Annotated in this window: 14 protein-coding genes; 5 read left to right on the forward strand and 9 right to left on the reverse strand. The window is 74.5% G+C overall.

What is annotated here, in order from left to right; genetic code table 11:
- Window positions 1-104 precede the first annotated feature (104 nt).
- Entirely contained in the window at window positions 105-1,019 is a 915-nt protein-coding gene (locus ACFWBY_RS18875) for a hypothetical protein (protein WP_385336859.1), read from the forward strand.
- A gap of 92 nt (window positions 1,020-1,111) precedes the next feature.
- On the opposite strand, the gene ACFWBY_RS18880 is transcribed toward ACFWBY_RS18875, so the two are convergent.
- The 6 genes from ACFWBY_RS18880 to ACFWBY_RS18905 all read right to left on the reverse strand — a co-directional run bounded on the left by ACFWBY_RS18880 (window position 1,112) and on the right by ACFWBY_RS18905 (window position 8,154).
- Window positions 1,112-2,200: a lactonase family protein gene (locus tag ACFWBY_RS18880; RefSeq protein WP_385339609.1), complete on the reverse strand. Its 1,089-nt coding sequence runs from the start codon at window positions 2,198-2,200 to the stop codon at window positions 1,112-1,114.
- Window positions 2,201-2,254: 54 nt separating this feature from the next.
- Complete coding sequence (locus ACFWBY_RS18885; protein ID WP_385339612.1) at window positions 2,255-3,403, reverse strand: nitric oxide synthase oxygenase; 1,149 nt, start codon at window positions 3,401-3,403, stop codon at window positions 2,255-2,257.
- 257 nt (window positions 3,404-3,660) lie between these two features.
- Entirely contained in the window at window positions 3,661-5,163 is a 1,503-nt protein-coding gene (locus ACFWBY_RS18890) for an FUSC family protein (protein WP_385339729.1), read from the reverse strand.
- A 307-nt stretch (window positions 5,164-5,470) separates the two neighbouring features.
- Window positions 5,471-5,899 (reverse strand): universal stress protein, encoded by a 429-nt coding sequence (locus ACFWBY_RS18895; protein ID WP_385339615.1) that lies wholly within the window; start codon window positions 5,897-5,899, stop codon window positions 5,471-5,473.
- Between the two features lie 17 nt (window positions 5,900-5,916).
- A complete protein-coding gene (locus ACFWBY_RS18900; RefSeq protein WP_385339618.1) occupies window positions 5,917-7,518 on the reverse strand; it encodes an APC family permease in 1,602 nt (533 codons plus the stop codon).
- 42 nt (window positions 7,519-7,560) lie between these two features.
- Window positions 7,561-8,154, reverse strand: coding sequence for a histidine phosphatase family protein (locus ACFWBY_RS18905; RefSeq protein WP_385339621.1), 594 nt, complete (start codon window positions 8,152-8,154; stop codon window positions 7,561-7,563).
- A gap of 157 nt (window positions 8,155-8,311) precedes the next feature.
- Between ACFWBY_RS18905 and ACFWBY_RS18910 the strand changes: the two genes are divergently transcribed.
- Window positions 8,312-8,983, forward strand: coding sequence for an RNA polymerase sigma factor (locus ACFWBY_RS18910; RefSeq protein WP_385339624.1), 672 nt, complete (start codon window positions 8,312-8,314; stop codon window positions 8,981-8,983).
- On the opposite strand, the gene ACFWBY_RS18915 is transcribed toward ACFWBY_RS18910, so the two are convergent.
- The 3 genes from ACFWBY_RS18915 to ACFWBY_RS18925 form a co-directional block, all read right to left on the reverse strand.
- Window positions 8,907-9,923, reverse strand: coding sequence for a MerR family transcriptional regulator (locus tag ACFWBY_RS18915; RefSeq protein WP_385339627.1), 1,017 nt, complete (start codon window positions 9,921-9,923; stop codon window positions 8,907-8,909). The two genes, ACFWBY_RS18910 and ACFWBY_RS18915, sit on opposite strands and share 77 nt — an antisense overlap.
- Window positions 9,924-9,958: 35 nt before the next feature.
- Window positions 9,959-11,392 carry a cryptochrome/photolyase family protein gene (locus ACFWBY_RS18920; protein ID WP_385339629.1) on the reverse strand — a complete coding sequence of 478 codons (1,434 nt, stop codon included), beginning with the start codon at window positions 11,390-11,392 and terminating at the stop codon, window positions 9,959-9,961.
- A gap of 207 nt (window positions 11,393-11,599) precedes the next feature.
- Window positions 11,600-13,096 (reverse strand): SDR family oxidoreductase, encoded by a 1,497-nt coding sequence (locus ACFWBY_RS18925; protein WP_385339632.1) that lies wholly within the window; start codon window positions 13,094-13,096, stop codon window positions 11,600-11,602.
- A gap of 163 nt (window positions 13,097-13,259) precedes the next feature.
- Here ACFWBY_RS18925 and ACFWBY_RS18930 point away from each other — a divergent pair, with 163 nt between their 5' ends.
- From ACFWBY_RS18930 to ACFWBY_RS18940, 3 genes are all read left to right on the forward strand, one after another.
- A complete protein-coding gene (locus tag ACFWBY_RS18930; RefSeq protein ID WP_385339635.1) occupies window positions 13,260-13,739 on the forward strand; it encodes an Lrp/AsnC family transcriptional regulator in 480 nt (159 codons plus the stop codon).
- A 52-nt stretch (window positions 13,740-13,791) separates the two neighbouring features.
- Complete coding sequence (locus tag ACFWBY_RS18935; protein ID WP_385339637.1) at window positions 13,792-14,478, forward strand: HAD family hydrolase; 687 nt, start codon at window positions 13,792-13,794, stop codon at window positions 14,476-14,478.
- Between the two features lie 146 nt (window positions 14,479-14,624).
- Window positions 14,625-15,986, forward strand: coding sequence for a cytochrome P450 (locus tag ACFWBY_RS18940; RefSeq protein WP_385339640.1), 1,362 nt, complete (start codon window positions 14,625-14,627; stop codon window positions 15,984-15,986).
- Window positions 15,987-16,071 lie beyond the last annotated feature (85 nt).

A 16,071-nucleotide genomic window follows, 5' to 3' on the forward strand; every position in this document is an offset into this window, starting at 1 on the left:
CGGTTGAACCGTATACGACATTCCTCGGATAAATACGGACAGATGCCACCCGATAAGGCCCTGCCCGAACACCTTGTTCCGATAAGCCAGTAGCATGCGGCGCCATGAGCTCCCCCACTGGGCCCGCAAATGGCCTGCCCGTACGAATGCCGCGACCCCGCCAGACCGGGCGGCACCGCCGGCCCGAGCCCGCGGTGGCGCCCGAGGGCGCGCCCGCGCTGGTGCTCGCCGTGCCCGGTGCCCCTTCGGCCTCCTCACTGGGGCTCGCGGAAGAGATCATCAGCATCGGCCGCTCCGAGCTGCCCGGCCTGGACGCCCGCGTCGGCTTCCTCGACGGCGACGACGCCACCGAATTCCCGTCCCTGTCGGGCGTGCTGACCGCCGTCGCGCAGGACCGTGCCGCGCGCGCGGAGTTCGCCCGCGCCGCCGGGCACGAGGTGCCCGCGCCGACCGGCCCCGACGCGGTGGTTGTGCCCCTGCTGGCCGGCCCCGACGCGGACCTGCTGCGCCGCATGCGCCAGGCCCTGATGGACTCCTCGGCCGCCGCCGAGCTGGCCGACGCGCTCGGCCCGCACCCGCTGCTCGCCGAGGGGCTGCACGTACGGCTCTCCGAGGCCGGGCTCGCCCGCGCCGACCGGGCCAGGCTCTTCAGCGTGACCACGGCCGCCGACGGCATCATCCTGGCCACCACGGGCGGCGAGGAGGCCGTCAGGGCCGCCGGGATCACCGGCATGCTGCTGGCCGCACGGCTCGCGGTGCCGGTCATGGCCGCCGCGCTGGACGAGGAGGGCTCGGTGGCCGCCACGGCCGACCAGCTGCGCCGCGAGGGTTCCACCCAGCTCGCGCTGGCCCCCTACCTGATCGGCCCGGAGGCCGCCGAGGGGCTCCTCGACACCGCGTGCAAGGAGGCCGGTTGCGGCGCCGCCGAGGTGCTCGGCGCGTACTCGGCGCTCGGCAAGCTCGCCGTCACCCAGTACTCCGCGGCCCTCGGGATCCCGCAGGGCGCCGCCGCCCACTGACACCCACCCGCTCATGCCTCGATGCGAGTCGGGCCGCCCCCCCCGAGTTCCGGGGCGCGGGCCGACTCGTACGCGGGTGCGGGACGCGGGTGTCAGCCGAAGACCACACAGGTGGCGGCGGGCACGGCCACCGATCCGGCCCGGCGCGGCAGCCCGGTCAGCAGGTCCACGTCGAACCAGGTGACGTCGCCGGAGCGCTCGTTGGCCGCGTAGAGCCGCCGGCCCGAAGGGTCGACGGCGAGGTCGCGCGGCCAGTTGCCCCCGCACGGCACCTCGCCCGTGAACTCCGGCTCCTCGGGGCCGCCGGCGAGGGAGAACGTGGCGATGGTGTCCGTGCCGCGGACGGCCGCCCACACGAAGCGGCCGTCGGGCGACGCCACGATCGCCGAGGGGTAGGCCACCGCGGCCCCTGGAGCGCCCGTGGAGGCGACCGGAACCTCCGCGACCGGTCGGAGTTCGCCCGACGCCGCGTCCCAGCGGCAGACGGTCAGCTGCGGCTCCAGCTCGTGCAGTACGTAGACCACCGCGCCCCGGGGGTGGAAGGCGAGGTGCCGGGGGCCGGTGCCGGCGCGCAGCGCGGTCTCGGTGTGCAGGCGCGGGGCCCCCACGTCCGGGTCGAGCGCGCAGACCCGTACCGAGTCGGTGCCGAGGTCGACGCTGAGCACCCAGCGGCCGGTGGGGTCGGGCAGGACCTGGTGGGCGTGCGGGCCCTCCTGCCGACGGGCGACGGGTCCGGAGCCGGCGTGGGCGAGCACGGACGCGGGCCCCCCGAAGGCGCCGTCGGCGGTGAGCGGGAGGCTGCTGACGCTGCCGGAGGTGTAGTTGGCGGTCAGCAGCCGGCGCCCGGCCACGCTGAGGTGGGTGGGCCCGGCGCCGCCGACGCGGACGGAGGGGCCGAGGGCGGTGAGCCCCGCGGCGCTGGTCCGGAAGGCGCCCACGGCGCCGTCCTCGGTCTCGCTCACGGCGTAGAGCACACCGGTGCCCGGGTCGTGGGCGAGGTACGAGGGATCCGCGACGGTGGCCGTGACCGAGAGCGGGGTCAGCGCCCCGGTGGCCGGATCCACGGTCGCGGCGGTGACACCGCGGCCGCCCCCCGAGGTGAACGAGCCGATCCAGGCCCGGAGTTCGCCGCCGCCGGACGTACGGTCCGTACCGCCCGCACCACTGTTCGCGTCGCCCACGTGAGGCACCTCTCAGCCGTTCCGGATCCGTCGGGAGCGACCGTAACAGAAGGTCTAGACCATGTCTCGCCCTTGGGCGCGTTCCTGTGCTCCGGGATGGTGGACGTACGCGGTCGCGCTCGGCCGGTCCTCGAAGGTCCGGTGGAAGACGGGGGTGGCCGAACCGGAGATCGGCGGCACGATCCAGGACCAGTCCGCACCCACGTCGCGCCCCTTCCCCTCCTCCTTCTCCAGGTGGGTCAAGAACCGCCTGGACTCGGTGTGGTGGTCGGCGATGGTGACCCCGGCCCGGTCGAAGGAGTGCAGCACCGCGCGGTTGAGCTCGACGAGCGCGCGGTCCTTCCACAGCGAACGGTCGCTGGCGGTGTGGAGGCCCAGCCGGCGGGCGACGGCCGGCAGGAGGTTGTAGCGGTCGGTGTCGCCGAGGTTGCGGGCGCCGATCTCGGTGCCCATGTACCAGCCGTTGAAGGGGGCCGCCGGGTAGTGGATGCCGCCGATCTCCAGACACATGTTGGAGATCGCGGGTACCGCGTGCCACCGCAGGCCCCAGTCCGTCCAGCCGTCGCCGCCGTCCGCGCCGTCGGGGTGCTCGATGGGCACCTCCAGCACGGCGTCCTCGGGTACGTCGAACCAGCGGGGCTTGTCGTCGACCCCCTGGACGACCAGCGGGAGGAGGTCGAAGGGGGTGCCGGCGCCCCGGGACCAGCCGAGGGCGAGGAGCGCGCCGGTGAGCGGGGCGTTGCGGGCGTCGCCGACGGTTACGGAGTGGTGGTCGCCGTAGCCCGCGTACCGGACCAGCTGCTCGTTCCAGATCACCGGGCCGGGACGGTCGGGGGTGTCGGGGGCGAAGACCGTGATCGTCGGCCGGACGCGGCCGCCGTTGGTGGCCTCCCGCAGGTGCTCGAAGCACTCTGCGGCGATCTCGTCCGCGTCCGTGAGCCCGCGGCGGTCGCGGACGCGCAGCGAGTTCCAGTACAGCCTGCCTATGCAGCGGTTGCTGTTGCGCCAGGCCACGCGGGCGCCGTGCACGAGTTCCTCGGGAGTGTGCCGGTAGGTGCCCGTCGCGACGAGCTCGGCCCGCACGGCGGCGAGCCGCTCGCGCGGATCGCCGGCGCCCGGATTCTCCCTGTGGAACAGTCGGATGAAATGCTCGGCGGCTTCCCACACCTGAGCGGTGGTGGAGCGCTGTTGAAGTATTTCCATTCCGGGCGATGACCCCCTGTCCGACCAGATCCACCCTGTGCGAGCCGGATGAATGTGCAATGAACAAGCACCCGTTGTACATGCCGCGGTTCAGCGCCGTGCGTCAGGCGTGCGAGGAACACTCCTCCGTGTGATCTTCATCCGTATGACTGCGGGCGGCCCGCGACGGCGCGTAGCATCCGCCCGAGCTCCCCCTCCCGGCCGAGGGTCCACGTCCTGGGATCCGCCGCGCCTCTCGGTCAGGGACCCACGAGCGGTCAGGCACCCACCAGCGGGGAGTCCGACGCGGTGCGCAGGGGCCCGTCGAGCTGGGCGAGGAGTCGCTCCAGGCCGTGCAGATGCGCCAGCGCGGGCTCGCCCGCGGGCCGCCCCTCTACGACGGCCGCCGTCGCACGGTCCTGCCCCCCGCCTTCCGCGTCGGGCGAGAGCAGCGCCTCGACGGCCGCCTCGACCCGCCAGCAGGCCGCCGCGAGCCGGGCGTCGTGGCTGGCGTCCGGGTCCGCTGCCACCGCAACCAGCCCGCGCACCTCGACGGCGCATTCGTCGAGCAGCGCGAGCACGCGGCGGGCCCGGGCCTTGCGGCCGCGGTAGGGGCTGAGCGGATGGACCAGCGGGGCCAGCGAGAGCCGTACGCGCCCCAGGTACAGCTCCAGCTGCGCGGCGTGCGGCGCGGGGTCGGCGACCGGGGAACCGGCCAGCCGCGCGGCGGCCTCCGCCGTGCAGGTGCGCACGCACCGCAGCGCGCGCTGGATCCACAAGTCGTTCGTCGCGTGGGTGGTGACCGGGAGGACGAGGACCACGGCGAGCGCGGCACACACGGCGCCGACGGCCGTCTCCTCCAGGCGCAGCACGAGGAGGCCGGGATCGAGCACCCCCAGCAGTCCGTACAGCAGGCCCGCCATCACCGTCACCGCCAGCATCATCCAGCTGTAGGAGACCGGGGCGGTGTAGAAGATCGCGAAGACGCAGACGGCCACGAGCACCGCCGTGGGCGCCGGTGCCCCGTGCAGCGGGATCGCCACCAGGAGGCCCGCCCCGATCCCGATCACCGTGCCGAGGACCCGGCGGAAACCGCGGACCAGCGTCTCGCCGCGCGACGCCGTGTTGACGAAGATCCACCAGGCGGTGCCGACCGCCCAGTACCAGCGGTCCTCCGACAGCACCTGGCCGATGGCCAGCGCGAAGGCGCAGGCCGCGGTGGCCTGGAAGGCCTGCCGGGTGGTCGGCCGGGCCAGTCCCGTACCGGGCGGAGCGGGGGGCACGGCGGCGGGCGGGACGCGCTTCTCGAGCGGCCACAGCACGAACCGCACCGCGCCGGCGGAGAGCAGCGCCAGTCCGACCGCCGCGTACAGCTCCGGCAGTTGTGCGGGCCGGGCGTGGAGGAACTGCGTGATGAAGAAGTTCATGAAGGCGAAGATGCCCAGCGCGTGCCCCCGCGCTCCCCAGCGCCGGGCGTAGACGCCGGCGAACACGACGGCCACGAAGGCCGCGTCGCGGGCCATGGGCACACCGTGCAGGGTGGTGGCCAGGGCCAGGACGGGGAAGCCTGCGGCCGGGAGCAGGGCGGTGGTCACCCGCTGGGCGCGCACGGTCGCGTCGGTCACCGTGAAGAGGGCCAGCAGGGCGGCCAGTCCGCCGGTGATCGACGCGACGAGCGAGAGCCCGCAGAGCTCGGCCAGTGCCACGGCCAGAGCGATGCCGATGACGGCCCTCGACGAGTTCCTGAGTCTTGCCCGCCCCGGATCCGGAGCCACGAACATCCTCTTCACGGCGGTGTGCCGCCCCCCTTGCGATGGAGCCCGCCGGTCCGTCCTCGGCCCGGGGGTGGTGGGCGGCGAAGGGCACGGCGAAGGCGCCCCGGTCCGGAGCGGCCTCGTTGCCGTCCGGCGCTGCGTGGCGCCGTAGATACATGGATAAGACACAGATAACCATCGGAAGGCCTACTGGCTCAACTCCGGGCTCCCGGAGTGAGCCATTGGTGCAGTGAGGTGCGCGCCCTCGCGGCCATTGGGCGCCACTGGACCAGTCGGCGGCGTCGTCGGTTCCGGCCGCCCGGCGGGCCGGGGCCTAGGATCTCGGGCCCTGCTCGGTCGGGACGCACAGGACCGGGACCGGGGAGAGGTGCAGGAGCTTGTGCGGGGTGGAACCCAGGAGGGCGCCGCGGATCGGGCTGTCGCCCCAGCTGCCGACGATGATCACCCGGGCCCGGTGCCGTTCGGCGGCGTCGAGGAGCGCCTGGGCCGGCTTCTCGTCGACCACCTCGACCGTGGACGGAACTCCCGCCTCGTCGGCGGCCTCGACCGCACGTGAGAGCGCGCTGCGGCCGGCCTCGCGGACGGCCTCGCGGTGGGCGCGGGACTCCTCACCGGTGGAGCCCGGCGCGGCCGCGCCGTAGACGAGCACGAGCGGCTCCCCGAAGGCGCCGGCCACCTCCAACGCCACGCTCAGGGCGCGCTCCGCGCCGGGCGACTCGTCGTAGCCGAGGACCACGGACATCGGGGCTCCTCTCGGGGTCAGGGCTTCTTGATCGCGTGGACGAGGTCCGGGTCGGCGACGCCGCGCCTCTCCTGCCAGAAGCGGCCGTCCCGGACCCGCCAGAAGCACATGACGAGTACGCCCACGACGGCGATCCCGATCCCGATGACCAGCGGCGGTCCGAGGCCGAGCCAGGAGACACCGCTCGCCGAGTTCCGCGGGTCCGACATGTCGGAGACCGACTGCACCAGCAGCCAGGCCAGCAGGGCGGCGCCGAGAACCGGCCCGAGCCCGATCAGCAGGAAGTTGTGCACGCTCTCCAGCAGGTGGCGGCGGTAGTAGACGGCGCAGGCCAGGCCGGTGAGCGCGTAGTAGAAGGAGATGAGCAGGGAGAGGGCGGTGAGGGAGTCCAGGAGCGCGTTCTCGCTGATCCGGTTGACCGCGAGGTACCAGCCGATGGCGATGGCCGCCACCCACCAGGTGCTCACGTCCGGGGTCCGGAACCTGGGGTGGATGTGCGAGAGGTGCGGCGGCAGCGCGTGCCGGCGGGCCATCGACAGGGCCGTGCGGGACGCGGGGATGATCGTGGTCTGGGTGGAGGCGAGGGCGGACGTGCAGACTGCGAGCAGGACCACCCAGTCCCACCCGCCCATGACCTCGTGCGCGAGGACGGCGAAGACGGCCTCCTCGTCGCCGGCGTGCTGGGCGAGGAACGCGGTCCCCGCGTAGGCGACGACCGCGAAGCCCACGGACAGGTACGTCACCAGGAGCACCACGGTGGACCAGATGCCGGCCTTGCCCGGCGCGGTGGCGGAGTCCTCGACCTCCTCGGTGAGGTTGACCGCCGATTCCCAGCCCCAGTAGATGAAGACGCCGAGCAGCAGGCCGCCGGTGAGGGCGGCTCCGCCGGCTCCGAAGGGGTTGAGCCACTCGACCGAGGGTCTGGTCCCGTCGAGGCTGCTGGTGCCGGCGTAGACGCGGTAGAGGGCGACGACGGCGAAGACCAGCAGGAAGAACACCTGGGCGAGGATCAGCACGTCCTGGAGCCGCGCCGACATCTCGGTGCCGATGACGCAGATGGCGGTCATCACCAGGATCACGACGACGGCCAGGCCCTGGCGGATCGCCTCGTTGGCCGCCCAGCCGTCGAGACCGGCGGCGAGCAGTCCGAAGTGGACGGCGACGTCCGCCAGCGAGCCGATGACGAGGACACCGGTCATCGCGATGGCCCAGCCGCCGAGCCAGCCGGCCCAGGGGCCCATGGCGCGCGTGACCCAGGAGAAGGTGGTCCCGCAGTCCTGGTCCACCTTGTTCAGGTAGTAGAAGGCGGCGGCGATCAGCAGCATCGGAACGAAGGACGCCAGCATGACTCCCGGCGCGTAGATGCCGACGAGCGCGACGATCGGCCCGATGACCGCGGCCAGGGAGTAGGCGGGCGACGTCGAGTTCAAACCGATGACGAGCGCGTCGAGGAATCCGATCGCGTCGGCTTTCAGACCCGCGTCCGCCTCCGTGTCGGCGGCCGTCCGCCCCGGCGGTCGCTGTTGCGGCGGCTGTCTCGGTGAAGGTTCCGGGTCCGGGGGCTCCGAGGGGCCGGGTCGTCCGCTCCCCGGGCCGCCGCCCGCGCCTTGGTGGGCCATGTACGCATCCTCACGCAGACGGGGCCGGGGCGCGAGCGGGGCTCAGGGCCGGCTGTTCCACCCCGCGACGACCGGGAGGCCGTGTTCCGTGGACAGCTCGCTGTAGGTGCCCGTCCGGAGCAGGAAGAGCCGGCCGTCCTCGGGCGGCAGGCCGAGGTAGCGGGCGGTCAGCACCCTCAGGAAATGGCCGTGCGCCACCAGGACGACGTTGCCCCGGTCCTCGCGCAGTACGTCGGCCGCCCGGGCCAGCACCCGGTCCGCGCGGGCGCCGACCTGGGAGGCGTTCTCGCCGGGGTGGCCCGGGGCGCCGGGCGGTACGCCGTCCGTCCAGAGCGACCAGCCGGGACGGTCCCTCAGGATCTCCGGGGTGGTGACGCCCTCGTAGCCGCCGTAGTCCCACTCGCAGAGGTCGGGGTCGCTGACGCCGCCGGTCAGTCCCGCGAGTTCGGCCGTGGCCGCGGCCCGGCGCAGCGTGCTCGTCAGGACGAGGGCGGGCCGGCGGGCCTGGAAGAAGGGGGCGAGCGAGATGGCCTGCTCGACCCCGCGCGCGGTCAGTGGCACGTCGGTGCGCCCGGTGTGCCGTCCGGTCGCGCTCCAGGCCGTCTCTCCGTGCCTCACCAGCAGCAGGTCGCTCACCCTCCGGACCCTAGTCCCTGCGGCGGGCCGTCGCCGGACGAGCGGGCCCCGACAGCCCCCGTCGTCGACGGGAGGCGGACGTGGGGCGGACGTGCGCGAAAACGATGCGCAAACGATGCAAGTTGGCCGCGCGGGCCACTCTCGCGAGGCTCGGGACATGGACGACCAGGACTTCGAACGGCCCGGTACCTCCACGGATCGCCTGCCGGGCGCACGGACCGGAACGCGAGCCGGCGTACGGACCGACGTGGCGGCGGCCGCGGCCGGCCCGGACGGCGCAGCGCTGCTCGACACACGTGTCGCCGCCGGTTTCGCGGCCGGCGACGAAGACTGCGTGGCCGCGGTCTACCGGCGCTGGCGGCCACTGGTGCACGGGCTCGCCCGGCGCTCGCTCGGCGACGAGCGGGAGGCCGAGGACGTGACCCAGCAGGTCTTCCTCGCCGCCTGGCGGGGGCGCCGCGGCTACCGGCCGGGGCCGGGTGGTTTCGGCGCCTGGCTGACCGGGATCACCCGGCACAAGGTGGCCGACGCCCTGGAGGCGCGGACCCGGCGGGCCAGGGCGGCCGCGCGCGTCTGCGCCCAGGCCCGGTCCGAAGCGGAACCGGGGCCGGAGCGGGCCGTGGAACGGGTGCTGGTGCTCGGAGAACTGGCCCGGCTCCCGTCCGCGCAGCAGCGGGTACTGCGGCTCGCCTTCTACGCGGACCTCACGCAGTCGCAGATCGCGGACCGCACCGGGCTCCCGCTCGGCACCGTCAAGAGCCATATGCGCCGGGCGCTGCGCGTCCTGCGGCGTTCGCTGGAGGCCGGCCCGCCGCGACCCCTTCGATGACCGCCAGCCCCGACCTGAGCCCGAACAGGCGCTCGGCGCGCGGGTGTGGCGGACCGGCCGGGGATCCTGCGCCCCAGCCGGGCCCGGCGAGCAGCAGCGCCGAGCGGCCCCGGGCTCCGCGCGGGCCCCATTCGATTCCGGCGACCGACCTCGCCAGCGACGCGTCGGCCGTCGTACGGGACTGCGCCCACAGGACGACGGCTCGCGGGCCGGTGCGCCGCACGGCCTCGTGCAGGGCTTCCGAAGGCAGGGACGCGCCGAACATCCGGACCGGCAGGGCCAGTTCACCGAGGGCCGCGGCCAACGCCTCCATCGGCAGGCTGTGCTGTTCCCCCGGCGCGCAGGCCAGGAGCACGGGAGGGGACGCGAACGGCCGCGGGGCGGGGCGGATCCGGTGCAGGGCCGAGGAAACGTACCAGGACAGCAGGTGCTCCACCTCGACGTAACGCTCCCCGGCCGAGGCCCACTTGCGGCCCACCGCGTGCAGGGTCGGCGCGATGACCTCCTCCCAGGCGGTGATCAGGCCCAGCTCCGCGAGGGCGGCGGCCAACAGGTCCTCCACGGCGGGTGCGTCCAGTCGTACGGCGGCCCGCGCGAGACCCCGGCACTCCGGGCGGACGTCCCCCAGGCGCAGCGCCCGGGGCCCGCCCGGTGTCGCACCCGCGACGGGCGGGCCCGCCGGGGCGGCGGCCGCCGTGCCCCGGGCGACCCGGGCCGCTTCGGACGGTGGCACGCCCTGGGCGGTGAGGCGGCACATGAGCTCCAGGCGGGCGATGTCCGCGTGGGTCCAGCGCCGGTGCCGGCCCTCTTCGCGGCGGGCCGGGCCGATGGCGTAGCGCCGCTCCCACGAGCGCAGCGTGGTCGGTGAGACCCCGAGGCGCCGGGCGACGGCGCCCGTGGCGAGCGCGACGGGCGGGGACGGCGGGGGTTCGGGCTCCACCGGTCCACCGTACGGCGGGGCGGGGCCGCGGGCCGTCACCGTGCACCGGTGCCGGGGCGGTTCCCGGCGCCGGGCCCGGCGTCACCCGCCTCGGATCCGGCGCCCGCTCCGGCATCGCGGCCCCGGCGGAAACGGTCGAGTCCCTCGGCGAGTTCGACCAGCGGGTCCGGGTAGTCGTAGCGGGCCCGCTCGAGACCCTCCAACCGCCAGGGCTCGTGCACGCTCGGTGCGGGAAGTCCGGCGAGCTCGGGGACCCAGCGGTGTACGTAGGCGCCGGTGGGGTCGTAACGCAAGCCCTGGCGGACCGGGTTGAGGACCCGGTTGGGGCGGGTGTCGGTGCCGGTGCCCGCCACCCATTGCCAGTTGAGCTGGTTGTTGGCCAGGTCCCCGTCCACGAGGAGGTCCATGAAGTGGCGGGCTCCGATCCGCCAGTCCACGTAGAGCGTCTTGGTGAGGAAGCTCGCGGCGAGCAGCCGCCCGCGATTGTGCATCCAGCCCTCGTGCCGGAGCTGGCGCATGGCCGCGTCGACCACCGGGTAGCCGGTGCGACCGTCCTTCCAGGCCTGGATCTCCTCCTCGGCGGCGGCCCCGGTGCGCCAGCGGTCGTGGCGCGTGCGGTAGTCCGAGCTCGCCGTCCGGGGCCGGGCGGCGAGCACCTGGTGGTGGAAGTCGCGCCAGCACAGCTGCCGTACGAAGGCGTCCGCGCCGGGGCCGCCGGCCGCGCGGGCGCGGTGGACGGCCTCGGTGGGCGAGAGCGTGCCGAAGTGAAGGTGCGGGGAGAGCCTGGAGGTGGCGTCGCCGGCCAGGTCGTCGTGGGTCTCGGGGTAGCGGGAGATGCCGGAGCGCAGCCAGCCGGACAGCAGGCGGCGCGCCTCGCGCTCGCCGCCGCGGGCGAGTCCCGGGGAGGTACCGGTGACGGCGGCGCGCTCGGGCAGCGGCTCCGAAGGGACGGCGTCGGGGACCGGGACGGCGCGGGGTGCGGGGGCGGCCGCGCGCAGCGGGCGCTCCGCCCAGCGGCGGTGGTAAGGGGTGAAGACGGCGAAGTGGTCGGAGCGGCCCGCCGGGAGGACCTCTCCGGGGGCCACGACGGTGATCACGGCGTCGTGCACGTAGAGCCGCCGGCCGTCGGCTTCGAGGGCGGCCCGCAGCCGCTCCTCACGGGCGTGGGCGTACGCGCTGACACCGGCGGCCATGTGCACCTCGTCGGCGTCGGTCTCCCGTACGACGGCGAGTGCCTCGGCGACGGCGTCGCCGGAGCGGACGACGAGGCGGCCGCCCCGGGCGCGCAGCTCGGCGTCCAGGCCGGCCAGGCAGTCGGCGAGGAAGGCCAGCCGGTTGGGCGGCGCGGCAACCGCCCGGTCGCGCACGAAGAGCGGGACCACCTGCCCGCAGGATGACAGGGCGGCGCGCATCGGCGGATGGTCGTGCAGGCGCAGGTCGGAGGTGTAGAGGACCACCGCGACGTTCATGGGGTTCGCTCCGTGTGGAGGGGGTGGTGGGGTGGGTCGTCAGTGGTGCTTCGCGCAGAACCCCCGGCCCGGATGCGCCGGGTCGCCGCTCTTCTCGCGATGCCGGACGGACGGACGGAGGAGGGAGGACGGAGAACGGAGGTACCCGAGGCCGCCCACGGCTTTACGGCTCCACGGCTCCACGGCTCCACGGCTCCCGGCGACGCTCTAGCGCGGCGCGTCGGCGAGCCGCTCCGCCGCGCGGGCGATGTTGCGGGCCATGCCGCCGAAGACGACGGCGTGGAACGGCGACACGCTCCACCAGTACAGGTGGCCGAGCAGGCCGTGCGGGTGGAACAGGGCCCGCTGCCGGTAGCGGACGCCCTCGCTCCCCGGGGACGGCGGGTCCGCGTGGAGCTCGAGCCAGGCCAGTCCGGGTAGCCGCATCTCCGCGCGCAGGCGCAGCAGCCGGCCGGGCACGATCTCCTCCACCCGCCAGAAGTCGAGGGAGTCCCCCACGCGCAGCCGGTCCTTGTCACGGCGCCCGCGGCGGATCCCGACTCCGCCGATGAGCCGGTCCAACCAGCCCCGTACGGCCCAGGCCAGGGGGAAGGAGTACCAGCCGTTCTCCCCGCCGATGCCCTCGACCACCCGCCACAGCGCTTCGGGCGTGGCCTCGACGGAACGTTCCCGCTCGTCGGCGTAGAGGCTGCCGCCCGCCCAGTCGGGGTCGGTGGGCAGCGGGTCGCTGGGCGCACCCGGCAGCGCGGCCGAGGACCAGCGGGTCGTCACCCGGGCCTCCCGGATCCGCTGGAGTGCCAGCGTGAGCGCCTCGTCGAGGCCGATGGGGGAACCCGGAGGGTCCGGGACGTGGTCCGCGATGTCGTGCTCCGCGCAGACCACCTCGTGCCGCAGGGATTCGGCGAGCGGCCGGGCCAGCGCCCTCGGCACGGGCGTGACGAGGCCGATCCAGTGACTGGACAGTCTCGGCGTCAGCATCGGGACCCGCAGGATGAGGCGCGGGGGCAGCCCGGCGACGGCGGCGTAGCGGCGCATCATCTCCTCGTACGTGACCACGTCGGGCCCGCCGATGTCGAAGGCCCGGTCGACGTCGGGCGGCATGCCCGCGCTGCCGACGAGGTAGCGCAGCACGTCGCGGACGGCGATGGGCTGGCAGCGGGTGCCGACCCAGCTGGGGGTGACCATGACGGGCAGGCGCTCGGTCAGGTAGCGCAGCATCTCGAAGGAGGCCGAGCCGGATCCGATGACCACGGCGGCGCGCAGCACGGTCGCCGGGACGGGGCCGGCGAGGAAGATCCCGCCGACTTCGGCGCGGGAGCGCAGGTGCGGGGAGAGGGCCCGCCCGGGGATGCCGGCGGGGGTGAGGCCGCCGAGGTAGACGACACGGCGGACCCCGGCGGTGTGGGCCTGCTCAGCGAAGGTCCGGGCGGCGGCGCGGTCGCGTTCCTCGAAGCCCCGTCCGGCGCCCAGGGCGTGGACGAGGTAGTAGGCGACGTCGATGCCGGCCATCGCGGCGGCCACCGATTCCGGGTCGGTGACGTCGCCCCGGACCACCTCGGCCCGTCCGGCCCAGGGGTGGTCGCGCAGCTTCTCCGGGGAGCGTGCCAGGCAGCGCACGCGGTGTCCGGCATCGAGGAGCTCCGGCACCAGTCGGCCGCCGATGTAGCCGGTGGCCCCGGTGACCAGGCAATTCTTGCCCGTCATTGCTTTCTCCGCTCCTCGTGGCCCGCCCCCGCGCCGATTGCGTTCCCGCACCTCCCCTTCCCCGAAGGGCGCCGCGTCGGATGCAAAATCCCCCGGACGGCCCATGCCGGCCCCTCTTCGGCGTCGCCGTAGCGGTCCACCTGCCCGTTGATAGGGTCGCGGCATGGCGGTGGACGAGCTCGACACACGGATCCTGCGCCTGCTGATCGAGCAGCCGCGCACCAGCGTCCGGGAGTACGCCCGGATCCTCGGCGTCGCGCGCGGCACCCTCCAGGCCCGGATCGACCGGCTGGAGCGCACCGGAGTGATCACCGGGACCGGGCCCGTCCTCTCCCCCGCCGCTCTGGGGCACCCGGTGCTGGCCTTCGTGCACATCGAGGTCACGCAGGGGCACCTGGACGAGGTCGGCGACGCGCTGGCCTCCGTTCCGGAGATCATCGAAGCCTTCTCCATCACCGGGGGCGGGGACCTGCTGACGCGGGTGGCCGCCCGGGACAACGCGCACCTGGAGGACGTCATCCAGCGGCTGATCCAGCTCCCGGGGGTGGTCCGCACCCGGACCGAGGTCGCGCTGCGCGAGCGCGTGCCGCACCGGCTGCTCCCGCTGGTCGAATCCGTGGGACGGGCGGCGCGCACATCCTGACAGGATGGCCCAAACAGGCGCAGGACCGGCACGGGCAGGACGGGCACTTCGGATGATCTCCGTCATATTCGATCTCGACGGCACCCTCGTGGACAGCGAGCCCAATTACTACGAGTCCGGGCGCCGCACCCTGGAGCGGCACGGCGTCCGCAGTTTCACGTGGGAGGAGCACTCCCGGTACATCGGCATCGGCACCCTGGAGACGCTGGAGATCCTCCGGGAGTCCTACGGGATCGCGGCGCCGGTCGGGCAGCTGCTCGCCGAGCAGAACGCCGCCTACCTGGAGCTCGCCCGCACCCACACCGAGGCCTACCCCGAGATGCGCAAGTTCGTCGAGCGGCTGCACGCCGGCGGCGTCCCCATGGCGGTGGCCTCCGGGTCCTCGCTGGAGGCGATCGACGCGGTCCTGGCCGGCACCGGACTGAACGCGCTGCTGACCACGGTGGTCTCCGCCGAGGAGGTGGCGCGGGGCAAGCCCGCGCCGGACGTGTTCCTGGAGGCGGCGCGGCGCCTGGGCGCGGAACCCGCCGACTGCGTGGTCGTCGAGGACGCGGCGCCCGGCGCGCTGGCCGCCCGCGCGGCGGGCATGCGGTGCGTGGCGATCCCGTATGTGGCGGCCACCGCCGACGACCCTGCCTTCGCGTCGGCCGGACTCCTCTTCCGCTCCGGACAGCAGGCGTTCAGCGCGGACGCGGCGTACGGCTGGCTGGCGGAGCGCGGGGCGCTCCGGCGCCCCTGACGCTCCGGCGCCGCCGGCGTTCCGGGCGGCCGGCGTTCCGGGCGGCCGGCGTTCCGGGCGGCCGGCGTTCCGGGCGGCCGACGTTCCCGGTGGCCGGCGCCTTCGAGGCTCTGGCGCCCTGGAGGCGGCGCTGTCACCATGCCGGGGTGACCGCCACCCAGCTGCCTCCGGGCGCCGAGCGCGGACCGCGCCGGTGGCCCCTGGTCGGGAACCTCCCCGCCTTCGCCCGCGATCCACTGGCCTTCTTCGAGTCCCTGCGCGACGACTACGGCGACTGGGTGCCCTGGGCGCTCGGCCCCCAGCGCAATGTGCTGGTCTCGTTGCCCGAGCACGCCGGCGAGCTGCTCGAAGCTGTCGAGTCCACTTTCAGGCCGACCGAACTGGGCTGGGCCTTCCGCCAGTTGCTGGGCAACGGAGTGGTCGTGGCCACCGGCGAGGACTGGCGGCGCAAGCGCGCGCTGGTCCAGCCGTCCGTGCGCCCGCGCCAAGTGCGCTCGTACGCGGCCACGATGGTGGAGTGCGCCGACGCGCTGGCCTCCGGCTGGACCGGGGGCGAGCGGGTCGACGTGCACAAGGAGATGGCCGGGCTGACCCAGCGGATCGCGGTGCGCACCCTGTTCGGGAGCGACGCCGCCGGGCGGGAGGCGCCGATCAGCGCGGCCATGGCCACCGCACAGCGGGAACTGAGCGCCGAGTTCCGGGGGTTGACGCTCTTCCTGCCGCCGTGGGTGCGGACTCCGGGCCGGCGGCGGATGCGCAGGGCAGTGGCCGTCCTCGACCGGGAGATCGAGCACGTCATACGGGAGCACGAGGCGGCCTCGGCGGCCGGCGAGGAGCGGGACGACCTACTGAGCCGGCTTCTCGCCGCCCGGGACGAGAACGGCGCGCCGCTGTCGCGCACCGAGCTGCGCGACGAGTCGATCACCCTCTACATAGGCGGTCACGAGACCACCTCGACGACCCTGACCTGGGCCTGGCAGCTGCTGTCGGGAGCGCCCGCGGCGCGCGAACGGCTCACGGAGGAGCTGGACCGGGTTCTGGGCGACCGGCTGCCGACGTACGAGGACTACGCACGGCTCCCCTGGACCCAGCAGGTGGTCAAGGAGGCTCTGCGGATCTATCCGCCGATCTGGCTGATCTCCGCGGTGGCGAAGGAGGGGGCGACGCTGGGCGGGCGGCCGGTCCCGGCCGGCCTGTCGGTGTGGACGAGCCCGTGGTCGATGCACCGGGACGAGCGCTGGTTCCCGCAGCCGGAGGCGTTCCTCCCAGAACGGTGGGACGCGAACGCCCCGCACCCGGTGCCGGAGCACGCCTGGTTCCCGTTCGGCGGCGGCCCCCGCGCCTGCCTGGGTGCCCGCTTCGCCCTCGTCGAGGCCGCCCTCGTACTGGCCGTCCTGGCCCGGCGCTTCCACCTGGACAGCGGCCCCGGCCGCGCGAAGGTCCTCCCGGGCCTGACCCTCCAGCCGGTCGGCCCGGTCCTGGCGACGCTCCGCGCCACCGGGAAGTGATCCGGTCGACCGGGGAAGATCTCACCGCCACCCCCGGTTGGTAGAACCGTGAACGAATTCGCGGAGCAGGGCGCGCCCACGGACG

The sequence above is a fragment of the Streptomyces sp. NPDC060049 genome, from assembly GCF_042736715.1.
GTDB lineage: Bacteria > Actinomycetota > Actinomycetes > Streptomycetales > Streptomycetaceae > Streptomyces.

Excerpts from the sequence above, each read along its gene's own strand:
- ACFWBY_RS18875 (WP_385336859.1), top strand. The coding sequence starts at position 105 with ATGAGCTCCCCCACTGGGCCCGCAAATGGCCTGCCCGTACGAATGCCG.
- ACFWBY_RS18885 (WP_385339612.1), bottom strand. The coding sequence starts at position 3,403 with ATGGAAATACTTCAACAGCGCTCCACCACCGCTCAGGTGTGGGAAGCC.
- ACFWBY_RS18890 (WP_385339729.1), bottom strand. The coding sequence starts at position 5,163 with ATGTTCGTGGCTCCGGATCCGGGGCGGGCAAGACTCAGGAACTCGTCG.
- ACFWBY_RS18895 (WP_385339615.1), bottom strand. The coding sequence starts at position 5,899 with ATGTCCGTGGTCCTCGGCTACGACGAGTCGCCCGGCGCGGAGCGCGCC.
- ACFWBY_RS18900 (WP_385339618.1), bottom strand. The coding sequence starts at position 7,518 with ATGGCCCACCAAGGCGCGGGCGGCGGCCCGGGGAGCGGACGACCCGGC.
- ACFWBY_RS18910 (WP_385339624.1), top strand. The coding sequence starts at position 8,312 with ATGGACGACCAGGACTTCGAACGGCCCGGTACCTCCACGGATCGCCTG.
- ACFWBY_RS18920 (WP_385339629.1), bottom strand. The coding sequence starts at position 11,392 with ATGAACGTCGCGGTGGTCCTCTACACCTCCGACCTGCGCCTGCACGAC.
- ACFWBY_RS18925 (WP_385339632.1), bottom strand. The coding sequence starts at position 13,096 with ATGACGGGCAAGAATTGCCTGGTCACCGGGGCCACCGGCTACATCGGC.
- ACFWBY_RS18930 (WP_385339635.1), top strand. The coding sequence starts at position 13,260 with ATGGCGGTGGACGAGCTCGACACACGGATCCTGCGCCTGCTGATCGAG.
- ACFWBY_RS18935 (WP_385339637.1), top strand. The coding sequence starts at position 13,792 with ATGATCTCCGTCATATTCGATCTCGACGGCACCCTCGTGGACAGCGAG.